The sequence below is a fragment of the Streptomyces rectiviolaceus genome (assembly GCF_039533825.1).
GTDB lineage: Bacteria > Actinomycetota > Actinomycetes > Streptomycetales > Streptomycetaceae > Streptomyces > Streptomyces rectiviolaceus.
The window spans coordinates 14,029-34,026 of record NZ_BAAAUG010000157.1 but is presented as its reverse complement, the minus strand read 5'-3'; the positions used below and the strand labels follow the sequence as shown (position 1 = coordinate 34,026).

Sequence of the window (19,998 nt, the reverse complement as noted above, 5' to 3'; positions counted from 1 at the left end):
CTTCATCACCCTTGGCCCCCTTGACCCTCTTGGCTCCCCTCCGCTTCGGATACGGCACCAACGGCCTGACCGACCTCCGCCTCGACGACGCCCTCGGCCTCCTCGCCGACCTCGGCTACGCGGGCGTCGGACTCACCCTCGACCACATGCACCTCGACCCCCTCGCCCCCGACCTCGCCGCCCGTACCCGCCGCGTGGCCCGCGGCCTGGAGCGGCTCGGTCTGACGGCGACGATCGAGACCGGCGCCCGCTACGTGCTCGACCCGCGCCGCAAGCACGGCCCCTCACTCCTGGACCCCGACCCGGACGCGCGCGCCGCCCGTGTCCGCCTGCTGATCCGTGCCGTTCAGGTGGCCGCCGACCTGGGCGCCCACGCCGTGCACTGCTTCAGCGGCGTCACCCCCGAAGGCACTCCGGAGGACACCGCCTGGCAGCGACTCGCCGAAGCCCTCGGCCCCGTACTGGACGCCGCGTCCGGCGCCGCCGTGCCACTGGCCATCGAACCCGAACCCGGCCACCTCCTCTCCACGCTCGCCGACTTCCACCGGCTCCGTCACGACCTTGGCGACCCCCAGCTCCTGGGTCTCACCCTCGACATCGGCCACTGCCAGTGCCTCGAACCGCAGTCGCCCGCCGACTGCGTACGCGCCGCCGCCCCCTGGCTACGGCACGTCCAGATCGAGGACATGCGCCGCGGCGTCCACGAACACCTCCCGTTCGGGGACGGCGAGATCGACTTCCCGCCCGTCCTCGAAGCCCTGGCCTCCACCGGCTACCAGGGCCTCACCGTCGTCGAACTGCCCCGCCATTCCCACGCGGGCCCCCAACTCGCCTCCCGGTCGATCGAGTTCTTGCGCAAGGCGGCGACCGAGGCAGCCCACGCACCGCCCCGAATCGCATCGTCCCGCACCGCTCCGGCCGCCCCCACCCCAGTCAGAGGAGGAACCCCGTGACCGATGCCCCCGTCATCGAAGACCTCCGAAACCGCCTCGAAGCCGCCCTCGACGGGGCCGCCCGCGCCTGGCTGGACCAGGCCACCGCGGAGGCCACCGCCGAGCGCGGGCGACCGAAGCAGAACACGGCCCCTGTCTGGGAGTTGCGCTTCGCCGAAGCCGGGCGACGCTGCGGGCAGGACCACGCCGACGCCGCCCGCGTGCTGCTCCTGCACGCGGCCGACGCGGACCCGGCCACCCTCACCCGCGTCTACGAACAAGGCACCGCGGCCGAGCGCCGCGCCGTCCTGCACGCCCTGCCCCACCTGGTCAAGGGCCCGGAGACGCTGCCTCTGGTCGAGGACGCCCTGCGCACCAACGACACCCGGCTCGTCGCCGCCGCCGTCGGTCCGTACGCCGCCCGGCATCTCGCCCCGCACGACTGGCGCCACGCGGTTCTCAAGTGCCTGTTCACCGGCGTCCCCGTGGACGCCGTCGCCGAACTCGACCGCCGCGCCCACGCCGACGCCGAACTCGCCCGCATGCTCGGCGACTACGCCGGCGAACGCACCGCCGCCGGTCGCACCGTCCCCAGCGATCTGCACCGCGTCCTGGCCCTGACCGCCCCTACGGCCCCCTCGGCCGCAGCGGCGCCCTCGGCCCCCGCGACCCCTTCCACCGGCGAGGAGCAGGAGTCCTGATGCGCATCTTCGACCCCCACATCCACATGACGTCCCGCACCACCGACGACTACCAGGCCATGTATGCCGCAGGCGTCCGTGCCGTCGTCGAGCCCGCGTTCTGGCTGGGCCAGCCCCGCACCTCACCCGCCTCCTTCTTCGACTACTTCGACTCCCTCCTGGGCTGGGAGCCCTTCCGCGCGGCCCAGTACGGGATCGCCCACCACTGCACCATCGCCCTCAACCCCAAAGAGGCGAACGACCCCCGCTGCACCCCGGTCCTTGACGAGCTGCCCCGGTATCTCGTCAAGGACAACGTCGTGGCCGTCGGTGAGATCGGCTACGACTCCATGACCCCCGCCGAGGACGCAGCGCTCACCGCCCAGCTCCAGCTCGCCGCCGACCACGAGCTGCCCGCGCTCGTCCACACCCCGCACCGCGACAAACTCGTCGGCCTGCGCCGCACCCTCGATGTCGTTCGGGAATCCGCGCTGCCCCTGGAGCGGGTCCTCATCGACCATCTCAACGAGACCACGGTCAAGGAGGCCAAGGACAGCGGCTGCTGGCTCGGCTTCTCCGTCTATCCCGACACCAAGATGGACGAGGACCGGATGGTCGCCATCCTGCGCGACCACGGGCCCGAGCGGGTCCTGGTCAACTCGGCGGCCGACTGGGGCAAGAGCGACCCGCTCAAGACCCGCAAGGTCGCCGACGCCATGCTCGACTCCGGTTTCAGCGAGGACGACGTCGACCTGGTGCTGTGGCGCAACCCGGTCGCCTTCTACGGGCTCAGCGGCCGCCTCAATCTCGACGTCCCTGCCCCCGAAGCCACCCACGAGGGCAACTCCATCCTCCGCGGCGGGGCGTGAGCCATGCGCTTCCGGCACCCCGACGGCAGCGTCGTCCACCTCGCGTACTGCACCAACGTCCACCCCGCGGAGACCCTCGACGGCGTCCTCGCGCAACTCCGCGACCACTGCGAACCCGTCCGCAAGCGGCTCGGCAGGGACCGCCTTGGCATCGGCCTGTGGCTCGCCAAGGACGCCGCGCGCGCCCTGATCACCGACCCGGCCGCGTTGCGCGGCCTGCGCAACGAACTCGACCGGCGCGGCCTGGAAGTCGTCACCCTCAACGGCTTCCCGTATGAGGGATTCGGCGCGGAAGAGGTCAAGTACCGCGTCTACAAACCGGACTGGACCGACCCCGAGCGTCTCTCCCACACGACCGACCTGGCCCGTCTGCTCGCCGCGCTCCTCCCGGACGACGCCGCCGAAGGCACCATCTCCACCCTTCCTCTCGCCTGGCGCACCCCCTTCGACACCACCCACGCAGAGGCCGCTCGCGCCGCTCTCACCGCGCTCGCCCAACGCCTGGACGCACTCGCCGAGTTGACCGGCAAGTCGATCCGCGTCGGCCTCGAACCGGAACCGGGCTGCACCGTGGAGACCACGGGCGACGCCATCGCCCCGCTCACCGCGATCGGCCACGACCGCATCGGTGTCTGCGTCGACACATGCCACCTCGCCACCTCCTTCGAGGACCCGCGGACCGCGCTGGAGGCGCTCGCCGCCGCGGGCATCCCCGTCGTCAAGTCCCAGCTCTCCGCCGCCCTGCACGCCGAACACCCCCATCTCCCCCAAGTCCGCGAGGCCCTCGCCGCCTTCGACGAACCCCGCTTCCTGCACCAGACCCGCACCCGCACCGCCACCGGCTTGCGCGGTACCGACGACCTCGGCGAATCCCTCGCCGGCGACGCCCTGCCCCAGACGGCACCCTGGCGCGCCCACTTCCACGTCCCCCTGCACGCGCCTCCCGCGCCGCCCCTCACCTCCACGCTCCCCGTACTCAAGGACACCCTCGCCCACCTGGTCGGCGGGTCCGCCCCGCGCACCCGTCACCTGGAGGTCGAGACCTACACCTGGCAGGCACTGCCCCCCGAACTGCGCCCCCGCTCCCGCCCCCAGCTCGCCGACGGCATCGCCGCCGAACTCACCCTTGCCCGCGACCTCCTGACGGACCTCGGCCTGAAGGAACTCCCATGAGCCCCACACCCCTCCTCGTCCTGGACGTCGTCGGCCTCACCCCCCGTCTCCTCGACCACATGCCGCACCTCAAGTCCCTGGGCCAGTCCGGCTCCCAGGCCCCCCTCGGCACGGTCCTGCCCGCCGTCACCTGCGCCGCCCAGTCCACCTTCCTCACCGGCACCACCCCCGCCGAGCACGGCATCGTCGGCAACGGCTGGTACTTCCGTGAACTCGGCGACGTACTCCTGTGGCGCCAGCACAACGGCCTCGTCGCGGGCGACAAGCTGTGGGACGCCGCCCGCCGCGCGCACCCCGGCTACACCGTCGCCAACATCTGCTGGTGGTACGCCATGGGCGCCGACACCGACATCACCATCACCCCCCGTCCCGTCTACTACGCCGACGGCCGCAAAGAACCCGACTGCTACACCCGGCCCCCGGCCCTGCACGACGAACTCACCGAGAAATTCGGCACGTTCCCCCTCTTCCACTTCTGGGGCCCCGGCGCAGACATCGTCTCCAGCCGCTGGATAGCGAACGCCACACGCCACATCATCGCCACCCGCCACCCCGACCTGGCCCTGTGCTACCTCCCTCACCTCGACTACGACCTGCAGCGCTTCGGCCCCGACGACCCGCGCTCCCACCAGGCCGCCGCCGAACTCGACCAGGTCATCGCTCCCCTCCTCGACGACGCCAAGGCGGAGGGCCGCACCGTCGTCGCGCTCTCCGAGTACGGCATCACCCGCGTGGACCGCCCCGTAGACATCAACCGCGCCCTGCGCCGCGCAGGACTGCTCGAAGTGCACACGCAGGACGGCATGGAGTACCTGGATCCCATGACGTCGCGCGCCTTCGCCGTCGCGGATCACCAGATCGCCCACATCTACGTGCGCAGGCCCGAGGACCTCGAAGTCACCCGACAGGCACTGGCAGACTTGCCCGGCATCGAGCAACTCCTCGACGACGAGGGCAAGAAGGCCAATCACCTGGACCACCCGCGCTCCGGCGAACTCGTCGCCGTCGCGGAGCCGGACGCCTGGTTCACGTACTACTACTGGCTCGACGACGACCGCGCGCCCGACTTCGCGCAGCTCGTCGAGATCCACCGCAAACCCGGCTACGACCCCGTCGAGCTCTTCATGGACCCCGAGGACCCCTACGTCCGCGTCAAGGCCGCGGGCGCCCTGGCCCGCAAGAAACTCGGCATGCGCTATCGCATGGCGGTCGTGCCCCTGGACCCGTCACCTATTCGCGGCAGCCATGGCCGCCTCCCCACGAGCGAGGACCCCGATTCCGGACCGCTCATTCTGTGCTCCACCCCCCGCGCTGTCAGCGGCCGCGTCGCGGCCACCGAAGTGAAATCCCTCCTCCTGGACCTGGCCGGCCTGGGCTGAGACACACCTCGCCCCAGCACCCGCCCGACCAGGAGCAGTTACTAAGAGTGAAACACGCGTCACTGACAACGCGCCAGTGGCGTCCGCCCGCACGTCGAAGAGCCCAAGAGAGGCACCCGTGACCGACTTCCACGACACTCCCGCCGACGAGGCCCTCAGACAGCGTCTCGGCATCAACCGCCGCCGCTTCCTCAGCACGTGCACCGCAGTCGGCGCGGGCGCCATCGCCGCGCCCGTGTTCGGCGCGGCACCGTCCTTCGCCCAGTCGCAGACAGGGGGCCACGGCCACGGCCGCGAACTGGTGCCCGCGAACAAGCGCGGAATCATCCTCTACACGGTGCGGGACGCGACCGGCCGCGACCCGCTCGCCTCCGACCTGCCCTCCGGTTTCCGCGAGGTGTTCAAGGAGCTGGCCCGCTACGGGTACAAGCAGGTCGAGTTCGCGGGTTACGGCCAGCACGCCAACGCCCCCGGCGGCGCCAGTCTCGAGTCCGTCGAGGGCGCCAAGCTGCTGCGCTCCTGGCTCGACGAGTACGGCCTGCGCGCCCAGGGCAACCACGGCTTCATACCGGGGTCTTGGCCGCTCACGCAGCCCGACCTCGACACGTTCAAGAAGCACCTGGAGATCGCCAACATCCTCGGCCTTGACCACATGGGAACCGGCGGCGACCCCACCAACAGCTCGTACAAGGCCGATTGGGATGTCGCCGCCGACAAGTGGAACGCCCTGGGCGCCATCGCGCGCAAGGCCGGCATCAAGCTCTACACCCACAATCACGACGCGGCGTACGGCTTCCTGCTCGACGGCGGCCCGCTCGACGCGCAGGGCCGTCCGACCCGCAGCTCCGGCATCCGCAGGCTCGAGTATTTCCTCAAGGCCACTGACCCGAGGACGGTCTGGCTGGAGATGGACATCTACTGGGCGCACGTCGCGCAGTACAAGTTCCACACGTACACCGCGCACGACGGCTCCCAGCGCAAGAAGGTCTTCGATCCGGCAGGGCTTGTCAGCCGCAACAACAAGCGCTACCCGCTGTTCCACGCCAAGGACGGCACCCGCAACGACACCAGCGGCCAGGGCTACGACATGGTGGCCTTCGGCGAGGGTGTCATCGACTACCGCACCTTCTTCAGCCGGGTCGGCGAGAAGAACTACCACAACCCGATGGTCGAGCAGGACAACGCGCCCAGCGGCACCGATCCCGGCCAGTCCCTGAAGCTCGCGAAGATCGGGTACGACAACCTGGCGGCTCTCCGCAAGAGGCACTGAGGCACTGGAGCACTGAAGCGCCCGCACACACAGCTCTCGCCGCGCGGAAGCCGCGCGGCGAGAGCTGTGTGACGTCACGGGAATCAGGCGGGTGCCGGCGCACTCTCCCGCCCCGGCTGGCGGAGCAACAGCGCGACGGCCGCTGCCAGCATGGAGATGCCGCCCGCGAGGGCGTACGCGCCGTTGTAGCCCCACGCGGCGACCACCATCGAGCCGAGCCCGCCGCCGAACAGGCCGCTGATCAGCTTGCCGCTGTAGACGAGCCCGTAGTTGGTGGCGTTGTAGTTCTCCCCGAAGTAGTCCGGGGTCAGCGCCGCGAACATCGGGTAGAACGCACCGCCACCGAATCCCGAGAGGAACGCGAAGATCAGAAAGAGCCACTCGCTGTGGATGTCGCCCGCCCAGATCACACCGAACTGTGAGAGTCCGAGGACCAGGATCACGAACACAAGGGTCGCCTTGCGGCCCCAGATGTCGGAGAGCCAGCCGACCACTCCGCGTCCGATGCCGTTGATGACGGCCATGAGCCCCATAGACGTCGCGGCGACCAGCGGTCCGAAGCCCACCTCCTTGGCGAAGTCCACCTGGAAGGAGATCCCGAAGATGGACACACCCGCGGTCATGACGAGGGTGAACCACATCAGGGGCAGCATTCCCGTCCTGATGGCTGCCTTCGGTGTGAACTGACGTACCGCGGGCGGGTTTTTGGCGAGGCTCACCGCGTCCTTCGAAGCGCCCGACTTCTCCAACGGGTCGACGTCGGAGGGCCACCAGTTCTTCGGTGGGTCCTTGAAGAAGAAGGCACAGGCCAGCACGACGACCAGGATGTAGGCGCCGATCAGGTCGAGGACGCGGTGGTAATTGCCCGTGTCGAAGGCGTAGTTGAAGATGAAGATGAACGGCAGCGAGCCGTAGGCGAATCCGCCGTTGACGAACCCCGTCTTCGCGCCGCGGCGCTCGGGGAACCACTTGGCGACCATGTTGATGCAGGTCGCATAGACGAGGCCGGAACCCACGCCGCCGATGACACCGAACCCAATGATCGCGAGCCATACATTGTGCAGGTGCGACAGGGCGAGGAATCCGACCAGGCACATGAACGACCCGGTGTACATGGCGTTTCGTGCCGTCAGGATGCCCTTCTCGCGCATCCATCCGGCGGGGAACGCCACGCCTGCCTGGAAGAAGACCCAGACACTCAGAATCCAGAAGGTGTTGGACTGCGTCCAGCCGTGGGCGTGGGACAGGGTGTCCTCCGCCGAGCCGAACGCGTACTCGAAGACACTGATGGCCATCATCGCGATCCACGGCAGGTACACCATGATCTTGCGGGAGTGGCCGAGGATGTCCCGGTCCGTCTCGCCCACGCGATAGACGCGGCCGTGCTCGTCGGTGATCTCGCGATACGGGGTGCCGCTCTCCGGCGTCTTGTTGCCTGTGGCGATGGGCTCCGCCGTCATATCAGGCCATCTCCTCACCGAGGGGTTGCGGGTTGGGTTTGATGCCTTTGTCCTTGGGCCTTCCGGGCTGAGAGAGGAAGAGCGCGATGAATCCGGCGAACAGGGAAATGGAGCCGGCCAGCGTGAAGGCCCCGGTGTGGCCCCAGTTGCTCACCACGACGGCGCCCATTCCGGAGCCGAGAAGCCCGGAGACCAGCTTGGAGCTGTAGACCAGGCCGTAGTTGGAGGCGTTGTTGTTCTCGCCGAAGTAGTCCGCCGTCATCGCGGCGAACATCGGGAAGATGGCGCCGCCTCCGAAGCCTGAGATGCTGGAGAAGACGAGGAACAGCGGGAGGTTCTTGATGTCCGCCGACCACAGGATTCCGTACTGGGAAAGCCCCAGGACGATGCAGACGAATATCAGGCAGCGCTTGCGTCCGTAGAGGTCCGAGAGCCAGCCGATGACGCCTCGGCCCGTGCCGTTGACGATGGCCTTCAAGGACATGGCCGTGGCGACGATTCCGCCGGCGAATCCGGCTTCCTTTCCGATGTCCACCTGGAAGGCGATGCCGAAGATGTTCACGCCGGATGTGCACAGCAGGCAGAACCACATCAGCGCGACCCGTCCGGTCTGCCACGCCTCCTTGGGCGTGTACTGCCGCACGGCGGGCGGATTCATCGCCATGGCGCGCCTGGCCCGTGGGTCGTCCGGCGGCCGCAGCGGGTCCACGTCGGCCGGCCACCAGTTCTTCGGCGGGTCCCGGAAGAAGTAACCGGCCACGGCGACCGTCGCCGCCAGGAAGAGGCCGACGCTCACAAGCACCCAGCGGAAGTTCGTCAGGTCCATGTAGCTGGTGAAGATGAACACGAACGGCACCGAGCCGTAGGCGAATCCGCCGTTGACGAATCCGGTCTTTCCTCCCTTCCGTTCGGGATACCACTTGCCGACCATGTTCACGCAGGTCGCGTACACCATGCCGGCGCCCATACCGCTGAACATGCCGAAGCCGATGTAGGCGACGATGACATGTGGCGCGAACGCCAGTGACAGATAACCCAGCAGCGTTCCGACAGCGCCGCACATCATCGCCCAGCGCGCCGGAAGCTTGCCGCTCTCGCGCAGCTTGCCCGCCGGGAAGGCCACCGCGGCCTGGAAGAAGACCCAGACCCCCAGCATCCAGAAGATGTGGGTGTCGCCCCAGGCATGCGCGGTGTGCAGGGTGTCCTCGGCCGACGCGAACGCGTACTCGGCCGAGCTGATGCCCATCATGCCGATCCACGGCAGGATGACCATCCACTTGCGCTTGCGGCCCATGATGTCGATATCGGTCTCGCCGACTCGGTACATCCGGCCGTTGGCGTCCGTCACCTCCCTGTACGGGACGGCTGTGGGTATGTCGGTTGTCGTCATGTTGATTCAGCACCCCTCGCGTCGAAAAGATCCTGGCCAGCGCCCCCTGTCCAATTCCTTTCGTGTGCGCACGGGTCCCGGGGCCGGCCGACGCGCACCGGCGGCCGGCCCCAACACCGGTCACCTCATCGACCGCCCCCCAACAGGCCGGCCGCTCGGGCCCATCGGTACTTCGCGCCGAGCGCGGCCACCGGCTTCTCCGTCGTGTACGGGTACGCCACGACGCCCCGCTCGAAGAGGTATTGGCAGGCCTCCTCCACCTCGACGTCGCCCGCCAGGGATGCCACGACGGGCTTCTCGATGCCGCGCTCACGGAACTCCGCGACCACGCGGGCCGTCAGCTCGGCGAAGACCATGGGCGGGGTGACGATGGTGTGCCAGTAGCCCAGGACGAGGGCGTGAATGCGGGGGTCCTCCAGGCCGAGCCTGATCGTCGCCTCGTACGTCGACGGGGGCTCGCCCCCGGTGATGTCGACGGGGTTTCCCGCCGCCCCGAAGGGCGGGATGAACGCCTTGAAGGACGCGTCCAGGTCGTCGGGGATCTCCATGAGGCGCAGCCCGTTGTCGGTCACCGCGTCGGAGAGCAGGACGCCGGAGCCGCCCGCACCCGTGATGATCACGATGTTGTCGCCCTGCGGGGTGGGAAGCACCGGCAACGCGCGCGCGTACTCCAGCATCTCGTTGAGCCCGGGGGCCCTGATGACGCCCGCCTGCCTGAGGATGTCGTCGTACACGGCGTCATCGCCCGCCAGGGCGCCCGTGTGCGATCCGGCGGCCTTCGCCCCGGCGGCCGTACGTCCGGCCTTCAGGACCACGACCGGCTTCTTCGGGACGGTCGCCCGCGCGGCCTCCACGAAGGCACGGCCGTCCTTGAGGTCCTCCAGGTGCATGGCGATGCACTTGGTGTTGGGGTCCTCGCCGAACCACGTGAGGAGGTCGTCCTCGTCCAGGTCGGACTTGTTGCCGAGCCCGACGATCGCCGAGACGCCCGTCTTCGTAGTGCGCGCGAAGCCGAGGATGGCCATCCCGATGCCGCCGGACTGACTCGTCAGGGCGACCCCGCCCTTGACGTCGTACGGCGTGCAGAACGTGGCACACAGGTCCTGCCACGTCGAGTAGTAGCCGTAGATGTTCGGGCCGAGCAGCCGCACCCCAAGGCGCTCACCGATCTCCACGATCTCGTCCTGGAGGGCGTGTTCACCGGTCTCTGCGAACCCGGAGGGGATCAGGACCGCATTGGGGATGCCCTTGCGACCCACCTCCTCCAAGGCCGACGCCACGAACTTGGCGGGGATCGCGAAGACCGCCACATCCACCTCACCGGGAACGTCCGTGACACTCTTGTACGCCTTGCGGCCCAAGATGTCATCGGCCTTGGGGTTCACCGGATGGATCTCCCCGGAGAAGCCGCCGTCGATGAGATTGCGCATCACCGAATTGCCGATCTTGCCCGGCTCGTTGGAGGCGCCGATCACGGCGACCGAGCGGGGCTCCATCAGCCGCCGCATCGTCGTGAGGATCTCCTCGCGCGTGTACGTAGGGCGCTGCTTCGGAGTCCCTTCGGCGAGGATGACGCGGATGTCCGCGGCGATCGCCCCCTCCGGAGTGGCGATCACCGGGTTGAGGTCCACCTCGGCGATCTCCGGGAAGTCGGTGACCAGTTGGGACACCCGGCGTATCTGCTCGGCGACGGCCCACCGGTCCACCGCAGGCGCGCCCCGCACGCCCCGCAGGATTTCGGCGGCGCGGATCGAGTCGAGCATCGAGGCGGCCTCGTCCGCGTCGACCGGCGCGAGACGGAACGTGACGTCCTTGAGGACCTCGACGAGTACGCCGCCGAGACCGAAGGCGACGACCTTCCCGAACGTCGGATCGGTCACCGCCCCGACGATCACTTCCTGGCCGGAGGGCAGCAGCTCCTGCACCTGGACGCCCTCGATGCGTGCTTTTGGCGCGTACGCGCGCGCGTTCCCGACGATCTCGCAGAAGGCGGCCCGTACGTCGGTGGCGCCCTCCACGCCGACGATGACGCCGCCCGCGTCGGTCTTGTGCAGGATGTCGGGGGAGACGATCTTCATGACGACGGGCCCTTCGAAGCGGGCCGCGTGCGCCACCGCCTCGTCCACGTCCGTCGCCAGCTCCTCGCCGGGCACCGCGATCCCGTACGCGTCCGCGAGGATCTTGCCCTCGGGCGCCGTCAGCGAGGTCCGTCCCTCGGCGCGCACGCTGTCGAGGAGCGTCCGCACCGTCAGTGCGCGGTCTTCGGCCATCACTCAGATCACTCCGTTCGACTTGAGCAGGCGCAGTTCCTCGTCGCCGAGGCCCAGTTCACCGACGAAGACCTCCGCGTTGTGCTCGCCCAGAAGCGGCGAACTGACCACGTTCACGGGGGAGTCCGACAGTTTCAGCGGGGAGCCGACCGTGGTGAAGGAGCCGCGCTGCGGGTGCGCGACCTCGACGACCATCTCGTTGGCGGCCAGCGAGGCGTCCTCGATGATCTCCTTGGTGGAGAGGATCGGGCCGCACGGGATGTTGTGGGCGTTGAGCCGCTCAAGGACGTCCCACTTGGGGAGCGTCGATGACCACTCCTCGATCAGCTGGAACATCTTGCCGAGCTTGGGAAGCCGTGACTCCGGAGAGGCCCACTCGGGGTCCTCCGCGAGCTCGGGACGCCCGATGAGTTCGGTGAGCGGCTGCCAGCCGACGGGCTGCACGATGACGTACACGTAGTCGTTCGGTCCGCCGGGCGCGCACTTGACCGCCCAGCCCGGCTGCCCGCCGCCGCTCGCGTTGCCCGAGCGTGGCACCTCGTCGCCGAAGTCCTCGTTCGGGTACTCGGCGAGCGGCCCGTGCGCCAGGCGCTGCTGGTCGCGCAGCTTGACCCGGCACAGGTTGAGCACCGCGTGCTGCATGGCCACGTTCACGCGCTGCCCGCGACCGGTGTTCTCCCTCTGGAAGAGGGCGGCGAGAATCCCTGCGACGGCGTGGATGCCGGTTCCGGAGTCACCGATCTGGGCGCCCGTGGCGAGCGGAGGACCGTCCTCGAAGCCCGTGGTCGACATGGAGCCGCCCATGGCCTGCGCCACCACTTCGTAGGCCTTGAAGTTGGTGTAGGGGCCGTCTCCGAAGCCCTTGATCGAGGCGTAGACGATCCGTGGGTTGATCTCCTGGATGCGCTCCCAGGTGAACCCCATCCGGTCAACGGCGCCCGGGCCGAAGTTCTCGACCATCACGTCGGAGCGTCGGATCAGCTCGGTGAGCAGCTCCTTGCCGCGCTCGGTCTTGGTGTTGAGAGTGATGCTCCGCTTGTTGCAGTTGAGCATCGTGAAGTAGAGCGAGTCGACGTCGGGGAGGTCACGCAGCTGCTTGCGCGTGATGTCTCCGGATGGCGCCTCCAGCTTCACCACATCCGCACCGAGCCACGCGAGCAGCTGGGTGGCGGAGGGCCCGGACTGGACGTGTGTCATGTCGAGGACGCGTACGCCCTCAAGAGCCTTGGTCGTCATCGCGCGGGCTCCTCACTTGTACATGGTCTGGTTCATGGTTCCGGGGGCGTACGCGTCCGGATCGACCCATACGTTGATCAGCGAGGGCTTGCCCGACTCGCGCGCCCGCTGCAGCGCGGGGCCGATGTCGGCGGGGTCACGGACCTCTTCGCCGTAGCCGCCCAGCATCTGGGCGAACTTGTCGTAGTGGACGTCTCCGAGGGTGTTGCCGATCCGCTGGCGCTCCTCGCCGTACTTGGCCTTCTGGCCGTAACGGATCTGGTTCATCGAGGAGTTGTTGCCGACGACCCCGACGAAGGGCAGGTTGTAGCGGACGAGGGTCTCGAAGTCCCAGCCGGTCAGTGAGAAGGCACCGTCTCCGAAGAGGGCCACCACCTCCTTGTCGGGCCGAGCCTGCTTGGCCGCGAGCACGAAGGGGATGCCGACGCCGAGCGTGCCGAGCGGTCCTGGGTCCATCCAGTGGCCGGGCGACTTGGGCTGCACGACCTGCCCGGAGAAGGTGACGATGTCGCCGCCGTCGCCGATGTAGATCGAGTCTTCGGTAAGGAAGTCGTTGATTTCGCTGACGAGGCGGTACGGATGGATCGGCGAGGCGTCGGACTTCAGATTCGGCAGCCGCTTCTCGATCGCCGTCTGCTCGGCGGCGCGCAGCTCGTCGATCCACTCCTTGCGCTTGGACGCGCCTCCGTTGAGGCGCCCGGACGCGGCCTCGGTGACCGACTTCAGGATCAGCCCCGCGTCACCGACGATGCCCAGGTCGATGTCCCTGTTCTTGCCGACGGTGCGGTAGTCGAGGTCGATCTGTACGACGGTGGCGTCAGGGGAGAGCCGCTTCCCGTAGCCCATACGGAAGTCGAAGGGCGTCCCCACGATGACGATGAGGTCGGCGTTCGAGAAGGCGTACCGCCGCGAGAGCTGGAAGTGGTGCGGGTCCCCGGGCGGCAGGGTGCCGCGGCCCGCGCCGTTCATGTAGGCGGGCACGTTCAGGGTCCGCACCAGCTCGATGGCGGACTCGGTGCCGCGCGTCGTCCACACCTGGCTGCCAAGGAGGATCGCGGGCTTCTCGGCGTGCACGAGCAGGTCGGCGAGCTTCTCGATGGCCTCGGGGTCGCCGGCCGAGCGGGTGGACGCGCGATACTGCCCGGCCTGCGGCACCCGGGCCTTCTCCACCGGCACCTTGGCGTCGAGCACATCGCGCGGTATCTCCAGGAAGGACGGGCCAGGAGCGCCGTGATAGCACTCGCGGAACGCCATCGACACCATGTCGGCGACGCGCGCCGTGTCCGGCACCGTCGCGGCGAACTTGGTGATCGGCGTCATCATGTCGACGTGCGGAAGGTCTTGAAGTGACCCCATCTTGTGCTGGGTGTGCGCTCCCTGGCCGCCGATGAGGAGCATGGGGGACTCCGCGCGGAAGGCGTTCGCGACGCCCGTGACGGCGTCCGTGGTTCCCGGTCCTGCCGTCACCACGGCGCATCCCGGCTTTCCGGTGAGGCGCGCGTAGCCGTCGGCCGCGTGGGCGGCGACCTGCTCGTGGCGTACGTCGACGACATCGATCCCCTCGTCGACGCAGCCGTCGTAGATGTCGATGATGTGGCCGCCGCACAGGGTGTAGATGACCTCCACACCCTCTGCTTTGAGTGCCTTGGCGACCAGATGCCCACCGGAGATGTGGGTTTGGTTCGTGTCGCTGCTGCCGTCGGGCATGGCGAAGTCCTGTCCCTTCGTAGGGGAGTTGGAGCGCTCACACACGCTCACACGCTGCTCGGAGGTGCTCTCGCGGTAGATTGCATACAGTCGACGAATACTGTATGAAGCTTGTTATCCCGCATCCGGTGGGTGGTGTCCAGGGGGCGTGCGGCACTTTTAAGTCAGGAGCCGGAATGGACCTGTTCGAGCACCAGGCAAGGGAACTCTTCGAGGAATACGGCATCTTGGTGCCGCAAGCAGAGGTCGCCGACACGGCGAAGGAGGCACGCGCGGGCGCCGAACGCCTGGGCGGTCGCGTCGTCGTCAAGGCCCAGGTGAAGACCGGAGGACGCGGCAAGGCGGGCGGCGTCAAAGTCGCCGCCGACCCGGCCGCAGCCGAGATCACCGCCCGCCAGATCCTCGGCATGGACATCAAGGGCCACACCGTGCGCAAGGTGATGCTGGCCCAACCCGTGGAGATCGACAGCGAGTTCTACGTCTCGTACGTACTGGACCGCGCGGCAGGGCGCTTCCTCGCGATCGCGTCGGCCGAGGGCGGCATGGAGATCGAGGAGGTGGCCGCGAGCCGGCCGGAGGCCGTCGCGCGCGTAGAGATCGATCCGGCGGCGGGAGTGGACGAGGCGAAGGCGGCCGAGATCGCCGCCGCTGCGGGACTTCCCGAGGCGACTGCCGACGTACTGGTCAAGCTGTGGCAGGTGCTGATCCGCGAGGACGCGCTCCTCGTCGAGGTGAACCCCCTCGTCCGTACGGCGCAGGGAGAGATCCTCGCCCTCGACGGCAAGGTCACCCTGGACGGCAACGCCCGCTTCCGGCAGGCGCGCTGGGGCGCCGACGACTCCGCACACGACGACCCACTGGAATCGGCGGCCGCCTCCAAGGGCCTCAACTACGTGAAGCTCGACGGCGAGGTCGGCATCATCGGCAACGGCGCGGGCCTCGTCATGTCCACCCTCGACGTGGTCGCGGGCTGCGGCGCGCGCCCCGCGAACTTCCTCGACATCGGAGGCGGCGCCTCCGCCCAGATCATGGCCGACGGCCTCTCCGTCATCCTCTCCGACCCCGCGGTCAAGTCCGTCTTCGTCAATGTCTTCGGTGGCATCACCGCGTGCGATGCCGTCGCCGACGGCATCGTCCAGGCCCTGGAATCAGTCCAGTTGACCAAGCCGCTCGTCGTCCGCCTCGACGGCAACAACGCCGTACGCGGCCGCGCCATCCTCGACGAACGCTCCCATCCCCTCGTCCAGCAGGCCACCACTATGGACAGCGCCGCACGCCGCGCCGCCGAACTCGCCGGTCACACCAACGCAGCCTAAGGAGCCGGGACATGGCGATCTACCTCACCAAGGAGAGCAAGGTCCTCGTCCAGGGCATGACCGGCGCCGAGGGCATGAAGCACACCCGCCGCATGCTCGCGGCGGGCACGGACGTCGTCGGCGGCGTCAACCCCCGCAAGGCAGGACGCACCGTCGACTTCGACGACCGCGCCGTCCCCGTCTTCGGTTCGGTCCGCGACGGCATCGAGGCCACGGGCGCAGATGTCACCGTGGTCTTCGTGCCACCCGCCTTCTCCAAGGCGGCGGTCACCGAGGCCGCCGACGCCGGGATCGGCCTGGCCGTGGTCATCACGGAGGGCATCCCCGTACACGACTCCGTCGCCTTCCACGCGTACGCCAAGGAGCGCGGCACCCGCGTCATCGGACCCAACTGCCCGGGTCTCATCACCCCGGGGCAGGCCAACGCGGGCATCATCCCCGCCGACATCACCAAACCCGGACGCGTCGGTCTGGTGTCGAAGTCCGGCACGCTCACCTACCAACTCATTTACGAGCTGCGCGACATCGGCTTCTCCACCTGCGTCGGCATCGGCGGCGACCCCGTCGTCGGCACCACGCACATCGACTGCCTCGCCGCCTTCGAGGACGACCCCGACACCGAACTGATCGTCCTCATCGGTGAGATCGGCGGTGACGCGGAGGAACGCGCGGCCGCCTACATCCAACGGTCCGTCACCAAACCCGTCGTCGCCTACATCGCAGGCTTCACCGCTCCCGAAGGCAAGACCATGGGGCACGCGGGAGCCATCGTCTCGGGCTCGTCCGGCACCGCGCGCGCGAAGCAGGAGGCGCTGGAGGCCGCCGGGGTGCGCGTCGGCGCCACACCTACGGAAACAGCCCGCCTCGTTCTCAACCAGCTCGGGGCGTGATGTCACTCATAGGTGACAGGCCCTGACTGCACTAGCGTCCCCCAGCACACGTGCGGCCTGCGAACTGAGCGGCACCGCACGAGCCATGTACCTCCCGCCCCGACTGTGCACCGTGAGCGGAGACACCCGAATGGCACCCACCTTCACCAACCCCACCCTCACCAACCCCACCCTCACCAACCCCCGCGTCCTCAAAGCCGGAACGGCCTGGTCCGACGCCTGGCGACGCTGCCTCGCCGTCGCGCCCGAGGCCTTCCGCGACGACCGCGTCCTGAACCTCTGGAACGGGACCTGGCATGCGGACGGCCGGGCCCTGCCCGCCACATCCCCCGTCGACGGCAGCCCCATCGCGGGCCCGCCGCGCCTCGACGCCGCCACCGCCCACCAGGCCGTACGCGCCTCACTCGACCAGCACAGGGCCTGGCGCCACGTGCCGTTGGAGGAGCGGCGCGCCCGCGTCGCCGCCGCCCTCGACGCCCTCACCGAACACCGCGAACTGCTCGCCCTCCTCCTCGTCTGGGAGATCGGCAAGCCCTGGCGGCTCGCCCAGGCCGATGTCGACCGGGCCATCGACGGCGTGCGCTGGTACGTCGACGGCATCGAGCCGATGATCGAGGGCCGGACCTCGCTGGACGGTCCCGTATCCAACATCGCGAGCTGGAACTACCCGATGAGCGTGCTCGTTCACGCGGTGTTGGTACAGGCACTCGCGGGCAACGCGGTCATCGCCAAGACCCCGACCGATGGCGGCGTCGCCTGTCTGACCCTGGCGTGCGCGCTTGCCGCCCGCGAAGGCATTCCCGTCACCCTCGTGAGCGGCAGCGGTGGCGAACTGTCCGAAGCGCTGGTCCGCGCGCCGGAGATCGGCTGCGTCTCCTTCGTCGGCGGACGTGACACGGGCGCCGCCGTCGCCACGGCCGTCGCGGACCTCGGCAAGCGGCACATCCTCGAACAGGAAGGACTCAACACCTGGGGCATCTGGAACTACAGCGACTGGGACGCGCTCAGCGCCGTCATCCCCAAGCTCTTCGACTACGGCAAGCAGCGCTGCACGGCGTATCCGCGCTTCGTCGTCCAGCGGGGCCTCTTCGACGAGTTCCTCGCCGCCTACCTCCCGGCCGTCCGCACCGTCCGCGTCGGTCACCCCCTGGCGGTCGAGCACGCCGAAGACCCGTTCCCGCAACTGGACTTCGGCCCGCTGATCAACGCGGCGAAGGCGAAGGAACTGGGCGACCAGGTGACGGAGGCGATCGACCGCGGCGCCGTGCCACTGTTCCGCGGCGCCTCGGCGGGGGACCTCTTCCTGCCGGGCCAGGACACGGACGCGTACGTCCACCCCGTCACGCTCCTCAACCCGCCCCCGTCCTCGCCGCTGCATCACGCGGAGCCGTTCGGCCCGGTCGACACCATCGTCCTGGTCGACACGGAGGCGGAGCTGCTCGCTGCCATGAACGCGTCGAACGGAGCGCTGGTCGCCACGCTGTCGACCGACGACACCGCGACGTACGACCGTCTCGCGCCGCAGATCCGCGCGTTCAAGACGGGGCGTGGCAAGCCTCGTTCGCGCGGTGACAGGGACGAGCTGTTCGGCGGGTTCGGCGCGTCCTGGCGCGGCGCGTTCGTCGGCGGCGAGCTACTGGTGAGGGCGGTCACGCACGGCCCGGCGACGGAGCGGCCGCCGGGGAACTTCCCCAGCTACCACCTGATGGCGTGAGCTGCCGGGAATGGCCTGAGCTGCCTGGGACGGCGTGAACTCCCACCGCCCGGCAGGGGAGCGGCCCTAGCCGATGCCCTGCCGGTCGGGCAGCAGTGCGAACGCGCGGTCCGCGGCCTCCGGGACCGTGCGTTCCACCGCCTGCTCGAGCAGCTCGCGGTGGCGCAGGAGCGGCTCCCTGCGCTCATCGGGCGCGAGCCGCAGCAGGTCGTCGAGGCCGGCCAGCATGCGCCGTGTGACCTGCGGATTGCCGACCGCGCAGCCCCGGATCTCGGCGAACCCGAGATCCACCAGGGCGGTCCAGTCCGGCACGGGCTGCACCATCCGCACCGCCCCGCGCCGGTCACGGTGGCGCAGGGCGCCAAGGGGATACCCGGCCACCGACGCCAGGAACTGGATGATGCGGTCCAGGGCCTGCACGGCGGTGGTCGGGTCGTTCACCGCGGGGGACAGGGCCCGCAGGGCGATGTCGGCGAGCTGGCGAAGACCGAAGCCGAGGTCCTGGTGGAAGGTGCGCTCCACGCCCACGGACACCGTGTACCGCAGCGCGCGCCGCGGCGGCGCCGCCCCGCCGTGGACGGTGAACACAGCAGTCCCCGGCACCATGAAGTCCCCGATGCGTGGCAGCAGCCGCAGCACCACGCCGTGCCGCCTGGCCGCCCGCACGACGCGGGCGATGTGCACGTCCCGCAGGACTCCGGCCCGGCCGTGGTGAGTGATCCGGGCGGTGGCGGGGCCGAGGTGTTCGTCGTCCACCGCGCCTTCGGGCGGGTGCTTCACGGCCACCCGGAACGACTCCCGGGCGATCCGGTCGATGACGAAGCTGATCCGCATCATGCGGAGCGTGCCGTTCACGTACGCCACGAAGAGCAGCAGGCTCAGGAACACCATCGCCATCGCCAGGATCGACTCGACCAGCGGCACGCTCGTCAGGAGCCGCGGATCGCTCTCGCTGTCGAAGGACGTCAGCGTCATCAGGGAGAACAGGAACGTCGCAAGGAAGACGGTGAGCGTGATCTTGGTGATCCGCGACCTGACGTACAGCCGCACCACCCGCGGGCTGAACTGCCCGCTGGCCATCTGCACGGCCACCAGCGAGATGCTGAAGACGACACCGATGAAGGTCATCATGGCCGAGCCGATGGTGCTGATCACCGCCTTGGCGTCCTCGGCGATCCCCATCAGGCTCTTGACGGTGTCGTAGTCCCCGGCGTCCTGCGCCGCGGCCACGATCTGACTGTCCAGCTCCGCCGAGGCCATCCACAGCACCATGGCCCCCACGAGCCCGGCGGTGGGCGCGAACCACATGGTGTCCCGCAGATGCTCGCGCAACGGGGACAACAGCCGAGGCCGCCGCACCTTCACATCACCGAGCACTCCAGTAATCAGACCGTCACTCATGGTGAGACTGTAGATGTGCCGGTGCGCGCCGCCGGGCATCCACCCGGCGGCGTACGGATACGCAGGTGAAAGGCACTCCGAAAGCTTGGTATTGTTGTCCATGTCGCCGCGGGGAACACCCCGCGAACGGCAGACACCTAGTCCGGGTGGCGGAATGGCAGACGCGCTAGCTTGAGGTGCTAGTGCCCTTTATCGGGCGTGGGGGTTCAAGTCCCCCCTCGGACACAAGAGCACAAACGTGGACGGTGCTGACCGAATCTCGGTCAGCACCGTCCACGTTTTCGTGGTCGTCTCAGCCCCACGCGGCCAGA

The 19,998-nt window shown here is 69.0% G+C and carries 15 protein-coding genes and 1 tRNA gene; 10 read left to right on the top strand and 6 right to left on the bottom strand.

The window, feature by feature from the left end; translation table 11 throughout:
- Positions 1–29: 29 nt before the first annotated feature.
- From ABD378_RS35465 to ABD378_RS35440, 6 genes are all read left to right on the top strand, one after another.
- Positions 30–953: a sugar phosphate isomerase/epimerase family protein gene (locus ABD378_RS35465; RefSeq protein WP_344528011.1), complete on the top strand. Its 924-nt coding sequence runs from the start codon at positions 30–32 to the stop codon at positions 951–953.
- Positions 950–1,633 carry an EboA domain-containing protein gene (locus ABD378_RS35460; protein ID WP_344527953.1) on the top strand — a complete coding sequence of 228 codons (684 nt, stop codon included), beginning with the start codon at positions 950–952 and terminating at the stop codon, positions 1,631–1,633. Before ABD378_RS35465 ends, ABD378_RS35460 begins: the two co-directional genes overlap by 4 nt.
- Entirely contained in the window at positions 1,633–2,481 is an 849-nt protein-coding gene (locus tag ABD378_RS35455; protein ID WP_344527951.1) for a TatD family hydrolase, read from the top strand. The genes ABD378_RS35460 and ABD378_RS35455 overlap by 1 nt, the downstream gene beginning before the upstream one ends.
- A 3-nt stretch (positions 2,482–2,484) precedes the next feature.
- The gene (eboE, locus tag ABD378_RS35450; protein WP_344527949.1) at positions 2,485–3,654 is read left to right on the top strand and encodes a metabolite traffic protein EboE; all 1,170 of its coding nucleotides are present in this window, start codon (positions 2,485–2,487) and stop codon (positions 3,652–3,654) included.
- Entirely contained in the window at positions 3,651–5,033 is a 1,383-nt protein-coding gene (locus tag ABD378_RS35445; RefSeq protein WP_344527947.1) for an alkaline phosphatase family protein, read from the top strand. The genes eboE and ABD378_RS35445 overlap by 4 nt, the downstream gene beginning before the upstream one ends.
- Positions 5,034–5,151: 118 nt before the next feature.
- Entirely contained in the window at positions 5,152–6,303 is a 1,152-nt protein-coding gene (locus ABD378_RS35440; protein ID WP_344527945.1) for a sugar phosphate isomerase/epimerase family protein, read from the top strand.
- An 83-nt stretch (positions 6,304–6,386) separates the two neighbouring features.
- On the opposite strand, the gene ABD378_RS35435 is transcribed toward ABD378_RS35440, so the two are convergent.
- The 5 genes from ABD378_RS35435 to ABD378_RS35415 all read right to left on the bottom strand — a co-directional run bounded on the left by ABD378_RS35435 (position 6,387) and on the right by ABD378_RS35415 (position 14,366).
- Positions 6,387–7,763, bottom strand: a complete 1,377-nt coding sequence (locus ABD378_RS35435) for an OFA family MFS transporter (RefSeq protein WP_344527943.1) — start codon at positions 7,761–7,763, stop codon at positions 6,387–6,389.
- Position 7,764: 1 nt separating this feature from the next.
- Positions 7,765–9,153, bottom strand: a complete 1,389-nt coding sequence (locus tag ABD378_RS35430; protein WP_344527941.1) for an OFA family MFS transporter — start codon at positions 9,151–9,153, stop codon at positions 7,765–7,767.
- Between the two features lie 125 nt (positions 9,154–9,278).
- A complete protein-coding gene (locus ABD378_RS35425; protein WP_344527939.1) occupies positions 9,279–11,423 on the bottom strand; it encodes an acetate--CoA ligase family protein in 2,145 nt (714 codons plus the stop codon).
- A gap of 3 nt (positions 11,424–11,426) precedes the next feature.
- Positions 11,427–12,659, bottom strand: coding sequence for a formyl-CoA transferase (gene frc, locus ABD378_RS35420; protein ID WP_344527937.1), 1,233 nt, complete (start codon positions 12,657–12,659; stop codon positions 11,427–11,429).
- Positions 12,660–12,671: 12 nt separating this feature from the next.
- Positions 12,672–14,366 carry a thiamine pyrophosphate-binding protein gene (locus tag ABD378_RS35415; RefSeq protein WP_344528009.1) on the bottom strand — a complete coding sequence of 565 codons (1,695 nt, stop codon included), beginning with the start codon at positions 14,364–14,366 and terminating at the stop codon, positions 12,672–12,674.
- Between the two features lie 176 nt (positions 14,367–14,542).
- Between ABD378_RS35415 and sucC the strand changes: the two genes are divergently transcribed.
- The 3 genes from sucC to ABD378_RS35400 all read left to right on the top strand — a co-directional run bounded on the left by sucC (position 14,543) and on the right by ABD378_RS35400 (position 18,286).
- Positions 14,543–15,682, top strand: coding sequence for an ADP-forming succinate--CoA ligase subunit beta (gene sucC, locus ABD378_RS35410; protein WP_344527935.1), 1,140 nt, complete (start codon positions 14,543–14,545; stop codon positions 15,680–15,682).
- 11 nt (positions 15,683–15,693) lie between these two features.
- Complete coding sequence (sucD, locus tag ABD378_RS35405) at positions 15,694–16,572, top strand: succinate--CoA ligase subunit alpha (RefSeq protein WP_344527933.1); 879 nt, start codon at positions 15,694–15,696, stop codon at positions 16,570–16,572.
- A gap of 130 nt (positions 16,573–16,702) precedes the next feature.
- A complete protein-coding gene (locus tag ABD378_RS35400) occupies positions 16,703–18,286 on the top strand; it encodes an aldehyde dehydrogenase family protein (protein ID WP_344527931.1) in 1,584 nt (527 codons plus the stop codon).
- A 66-nt stretch (positions 18,287–18,352) separates the two neighbouring features.
- Here ABD378_RS35400 and ABD378_RS35395 read toward each other — a convergent pair whose 3' ends face one another.
- On the bottom strand, positions 18,353–19,687 hold the full coding sequence (locus tag ABD378_RS35395; RefSeq protein WP_344527929.1) for a DUF2254 domain-containing protein: 1,335 nt from the start codon (positions 19,685–19,687) through the stop codon (positions 18,353–18,355).
- A gap of 140 nt (positions 19,688–19,827) precedes the next feature.
- Here ABD378_RS35395 and ABD378_RS35390 point away from each other — a divergent pair.
- Positions 19,828–19,912: transfer RNA gene (locus ABD378_RS35390), tRNA-Leu, on the top strand.
- The last annotated feature ends 86 nt before the right edge of the window (positions 19,913–19,998 follow it).

Bases quoted from the DNA above. Each gene is read 5' to 3' on its own strand.
- ABD378_RS35455 (WP_344527951.1), top strand. From the start codon at position 1,633: ATGCGCATCTTCGACCCCCACATCCACATGACGTCCCGCACCACCGAC.
- eboE (WP_344527949.1), top strand. From the start codon at position 2,485: ATGCGCTTCCGGCACCCCGACGGCAGCGTCGTCCACCTCGCGTACTGC.
- ABD378_RS35445 (WP_344527947.1), top strand. From the start codon at position 3,651: ATGAGCCCCACACCCCTCCTCGTCCTGGACGTCGTCGGCCTCACCCCC.
- ABD378_RS35435 (WP_344527943.1), bottom strand. From the start codon at position 7,763: ATGACGGCGGAGCCCATCGCCACAGGCAACAAGACGCCGGAGAGCGGC.
- ABD378_RS35430 (WP_344527941.1), bottom strand. From the start codon at position 9,153: ATGACGACAACCGACATACCCACAGCCGTCCCGTACAGGGAGGTGACG.
- ABD378_RS35425 (WP_344527939.1), bottom strand. From the start codon at position 11,423: ATGGCCGAAGACCGCGCACTGACGGTGCGGACGCTCCTCGACAGCGTG.
- frc (WP_344527937.1), bottom strand. From the start codon at position 12,659: ATGACGACCAAGGCTCTTGAGGGCGTACGCGTCCTCGACATGACACAC.
- ABD378_RS35415 (WP_344528009.1), bottom strand. From the start codon at position 14,366: ATGCCCGACGGCAGCAGCGACACGAACCAAACCCACATCTCCGGTGGG.
- sucC (WP_344527935.1), top strand. From the start codon at position 14,543: ATGGACCTGTTCGAGCACCAGGCAAGGGAACTCTTCGAGGAATACGGC.
- sucD (WP_344527933.1), top strand. From the start codon at position 15,694: ATGGCGATCTACCTCACCAAGGAGAGCAAGGTCCTCGTCCAGGGCATG.
- ABD378_RS35400 (WP_344527931.1), top strand. From the start codon at position 16,703: ATGGCACCCACCTTCACCAACCCCACCCTCACCAACCCCACCCTCACC.
- ABD378_RS35395 (WP_344527929.1), bottom strand. From the start codon at position 19,687: ATGAGTGACGGTCTGATTACTGGAGTGCTCGGTGATGTGAAGGTGCGG.